The 3,955-nt window shown below is 70.8% G+C and carries 5 protein-coding genes and 1 pseudogene; all 6 read left to right on the forward strand.

The window, feature by feature from the left end; all coding sequences use genetic code 11:
• Nucleotides 1-506, forward strand: a pseudogene (locus GT354_RS11900) (beta-ACP synthase); the annotation flags it as partial.
• A complete protein-coding gene (locus GT354_RS11905; protein ID WP_161356267.1) occupies nucleotides 503-1,747 on the forward strand; it encodes a beta-ketoacyl synthase N-terminal-like domain-containing protein in 1,245 nt (414 codons plus the stop codon). The pseudogene GT354_RS11900 and the gene GT354_RS11905, both read left to right, overlap by 4 nt.
• 84 nt (nucleotides 1,748-1,831) lie before the next feature.
• A complete protein-coding gene (locus tag GT354_RS11910) occupies nucleotides 1,832-2,089 on the forward strand; it encodes an acyl carrier protein (protein WP_161356268.1) in 258 nt (85 codons plus the stop codon).
• A 1-nt stretch (nucleotide 2,090) separates the two neighbouring features.
• Nucleotides 2,091-2,567: an SRPBCC family protein gene (locus tag GT354_RS11915; RefSeq protein ID WP_161356269.1), complete on the forward strand. Its 477-nt coding sequence runs from the start codon at nucleotides 2,091-2,093 to the stop codon at nucleotides 2,565-2,567.
• 212 nt (nucleotides 2,568-2,779) lie between these two features.
• Nucleotides 2,780-3,112: a TcmI family type II polyketide cyclase gene (locus GT354_RS11920; RefSeq protein ID WP_161356270.1), complete on the forward strand. Its 333-nt coding sequence runs from the start codon at nucleotides 2,780-2,782 to the stop codon at nucleotides 3,110-3,112.
• Nucleotides 3,113-3,153: 41 nt separating this feature from the next.
• A partial coding sequence (gene accD / locus GT354_RS11925; protein WP_161356271.1) for an acetyl-CoA carboxylase, carboxyltransferase subunit beta occupies nucleotides 3,154-3,955 on the forward strand: 802 nt, incomplete at its 3' end.

Here is a 3,955-nt window from a genome sequence, read left to right on the forward strand (position 1 = left end):
GCGGGGCCCGGGTGTACTGCGAGATCGGCGGCTTCGCGACCCGAGGCAACGCGTATCACATGACCGGCCTGACCCCGGAGGGTCTGGAGATGGCCGAAGCCATCGAACGGGCTTTGGCCGACGCGCGGGTGGACCCCACCGCGATCGACTACGTCAACGCGCACGGCTCGGGCACCAAGCAGAACGACCGCCACGAGACGGCCGCGGTCAAGCGAGCCCTGGGCGAGCACGCCTACTCGACGCCGATGAGCTCGATCAAATCCATGGTCGGGCACTCGCTCGGCGCCATCGGCGCGATCGAACTGGCCGCCTGCGTACTGGCCTTGGCCCACCAGGCGGTACCGCCGACGGCGAACTACGAGACCCCGGACCCCGAGTGCGATCTCGACTACGTACCCAAGACCGCCCGGCAGCGCACGCTCGACACGGTGCTCTCGGTCGGCAGTGGGTTCGGCGGTTTCCAGTCGGCCGTCGTCCTGGACCGCCGCGTGGGGAGGACTCGATGAGTACCGGACGCCTGCTCCGACGGACCGTGGTGACCGGTGTGGGCGTGGTCGCCCCCACCGGCATCGGTACCGACGTCTTCTGGAAGGCCACCCGCGCCGGCGTGAGTGTCCTCGACCGGATCTCCCGAGAAGGCTGCGCGGACTCGCCGTTGGCGGTCGGGGGCGAGGTGCGCGACTTCGAACCGGCGGGCACGGTCGAGGAACACTTCCTCGTCCAGACCGACCGCTTCACCCACTTCGCGCTCGTCGCCGCCGACGAGGCGTTGGCCGACTCCGCGTTGGCCGACACGGTGGCCCCGTTCGACATCGGCGTGGTCACCGCGAGTTGCTCCGGGGGCGGCGAGTTCGGCCAACGCGAACTACAGAACCTGTGGGGCGACAGCCCCGGCCGGGTCGGCCCCTACCAGTCCATCGCCTGGTTCTACGCCGCCACCACCGGCCAGGTCTCCATCCGCGGCGGCTTCAAGGGCCCCTGCGCGGTCCTGGCCAACGACGAGGCCGGCGGGCTCGACGCCATCGCGCACGCCGGCCGGAGCATTCGCCGCGGCGCCGAGGCCGTCGTCGTCGGGGCCGCGGAGGCACCCTTCGCCCCCTACTCGATGGTGTGCCAACTCGGCTACGACGAACTGAGCCTGGCCGGCGACCCCGCCCGGGCGTACCTGCCCTTCACGACCGACGCGTGCGGCTTCACGCCCGCGGAGGGTGGGGCGATGTTCGTCCTGGAGGCGGAGGAGGTGGCCCACCGCCGCGGCGCCCGGATCCGCGCCGTGGTGGCCGGTCACGGCGCCACCTTCACCGGGACCGCCGACTGGGCGGCGTCGCGGCACGGCCTCGCCCGCGCGATCCGCGACGCGTTGGCCGAGGCCGAATGCGCTCCCGAGGAGATCGACGTGGTGTTCGCCGACGCGCTCGGGGTACCCGACGCGGACCACGCGGAGGTACTCGCACTGTCCGACGCGCTCGGCGCGCACGCCGCGCGGGTGCCGGTCACCGCGCCCAAGACCGGCACCGGGCGCGCGTATTGCGGTGCGCCCGTGCTCGACTGCGCCGCCGCGATCCTGGCCATGGAACACGGCGTCGTGCCGCCCACCCCCGGAATCGTCGACATCTGCCACGACTTCGACCTGGTGACCGGCCGCGCCCGGGCCGCCGAGTTGCGCACCGCGCTGGTGCTCAGCCGCGGCCTGATGGGCTGCAACGCGGCCCTGGTCCTGCGCTGCGGCGAGGACCGCCGCGGGTGAACCCCGCGGCAACCGGCCGCGTTTCGGCGCCCCGCACCCGCGTCCCCACGCAGGTCGCGATCCACCGTACGAAAGGAACGCATCATGAACGGCCCCGTCACGTACGAGGAACTCGCCGAACTCATGCGCAGCTGCGCCGGCGTCACGGCCGAGCCGGCGACGATGAGCGAGCGTCCCGGCTCGACCTTCGCCGAGTTCGGGCTCGATTCGCTCGGCCTGCTCGGTGTCGTGTCCGAACTGGAGCGTCGCTACAAGACGCCGCTCGGTACGGACCTCGACCAGGCCAAGACCCCGCTGGACTTCATCGACATCGCGAACAGCCAACTCACGTCAGGAGCTTGACATGACCGGACACACCGACAACGACATCGTCATCTCGGCGCCGCTCGACCTCGTCTGGGACATCACCAACGATGTCGAGCACTGGACCGACCTGTTCAGCGAGTACGCCTCGGTCGAGGTGCTGGCGCGCGAGGGCGAAAAGGTCACCTTCCGCCTGACGATGCATCCCGACCAGGACGGCAAGGTCTGGAGTTGGGTCTCCGAACGCGAGGGCGACCGTGAAGCGCGCACGGTGTGGGCGCAGCGCGTGGAGACCGGGCCGTTCGCGTACATGCACATCCGCTGGGAGTACCACGAGGAGCCCGACGGCGTCCGGATGCGCTGGGTGCAGGACTTCGCGATGAAGCCGACCGCGCCCGTGGACGACGAGTGGATGACGGACAACATCAACCGCAACTCGCGGACCCAGATGCAACTCATCCGCGACAAGGTCCAGCAGCGGGCCAAGGATCTGGGCCTGGAGCCCGCGTCGGCATGACGACGGGCGAACAACCGGTCGGATTGTGATCCTTGCGCGCCGTGACGCCACGCGTCACGGCGCCGCCGACCACCGAGGCCGCGGCTCGACGCGACCACCGCGGCCTCGGTGTGGACCCGGCCGTCGTGTCGGCCCGCGGCCCGGTGCCGATCTCCGACTTCGGCGCCGACCCTCGACTTCGTCGCAACCCAACACTCACCTGGACGTGATCCGTGTATCGCACCCTGATCGTGGCTCGGATGAAGCCCGAGTCGGCCCCCCACATCGCGGACATCTTCGCGACCTCGGACCAAGGCGAACTCCCGGGACTGGTCGGCGTCACCGGCCGCAGCCTGTTCCGGTTCGGCGACGTCTACCTGCACCTGATCGAGGCCGAGCGGCCGCCGGGCCCCGCGGTGGCCGAGGTGACCGGGCATCCGGAGTTCCGCGAGATCAGCAAGCGACTCCAGCCCCACATCGACGCCTACGACCCGCTCACCTGGCGCGGACCGCAGGACGCGATGGCCCACGAGTTCTACCGCTGGGAGCGTGGCGCCACCGGATAGCCCACGCCGTGCAGGGCCCGACACCGCCGAAGGAACCAGGCATGTTCGAGATCGAGAGCAGACCCACCACCCTCAAACGGCCCGACTGGGTCAGATGCGGGCAATGCACCGAACTCGTGTACGGCAAACGCTTCGCGCGCACCCTGCACGTGTGTCCGGGGTGCGGCGACCACGCCCGGCTGACCGCGCGGCACCGACTGGAGCAACTCCTCGATCCCGGCTCGGAATCGGTCCTCGAAGCGGCCCGGACCCTGCACGACCCGTTGCGCTTCGCCGACTCGCGTCCCTATCCCGAACGCCTGGACGAGGCCCGCGCCGCCACCGGCATGGACGAGGCCGTGCTGTGTGTCCGCGGCACCGTCCTCGGCCGGCCCGTCGTCGTCGCCGCGATGGATTTCCGCTTCCTCGGCGGCAGCCTCGGCTGCGCGGTCGGCGCGCTGATCACCGAGGCCGCCCGAGAGAGCCTGCACGAACGCGTCCCCCTGCTGCTCGTCACCGCCTCCGGCGGAGCGCGCATGCAGGAGGGCGCTTTGTCGCTGATGCAGATGGCCAAGACCGCCCAGGCCCTCGCCGAACTCGACGAGGCGGGCATCCTGGTGCTGTCCCTGATCACCGACCCGACGTACGGCGGCGTCGCCGCGTCGTTCGCCACCCTCGCCGACGTGATCCTGATCGAACCCGGCGCCCGGATGGGCTTCGCCGGCCCGCGGGTCATCGAACAGACCATCGGCGAAAGCCTGCCTGCCGGGTTCCAGACCGCCGAATTCCTGCTCGAACACGGGATGGTGGACGCGATCGTCCCGCGCGCGTCGCTGCGGACCACGATCGGGCACTTCCTGCGGC

The sequence above is a fragment of the Streptomyces sp. SID3343 genome (assembly GCF_009865215.1).
In the GTDB taxonomy this organism is placed as follows: Bacteria; Actinomycetota; Actinomycetes; order Streptomycetales; family Streptomycetaceae; genus Embleya.

What these genes read in the sequence shown, in the direction of transcription:
- GT354_RS11905 (WP_161356267.1), top strand. Translation starts at nt 503, where the DNA reads ATGAGTACCGGACGCCTGCTCCGACGGACCGTGGTGACCGGTGTGGGC.
- GT354_RS11910 (WP_161356268.1), top strand. Translation starts at nt 1,832, where the DNA reads ATGAACGGCCCCGTCACGTACGAGGAACTCGCCGAACTCATGCGCAGC.
- GT354_RS11915 (WP_161356269.1), top strand. Translation starts at nt 2,091, where the DNA reads ATGACCGGACACACCGACAACGACATCGTCATCTCGGCGCCGCTCGAC.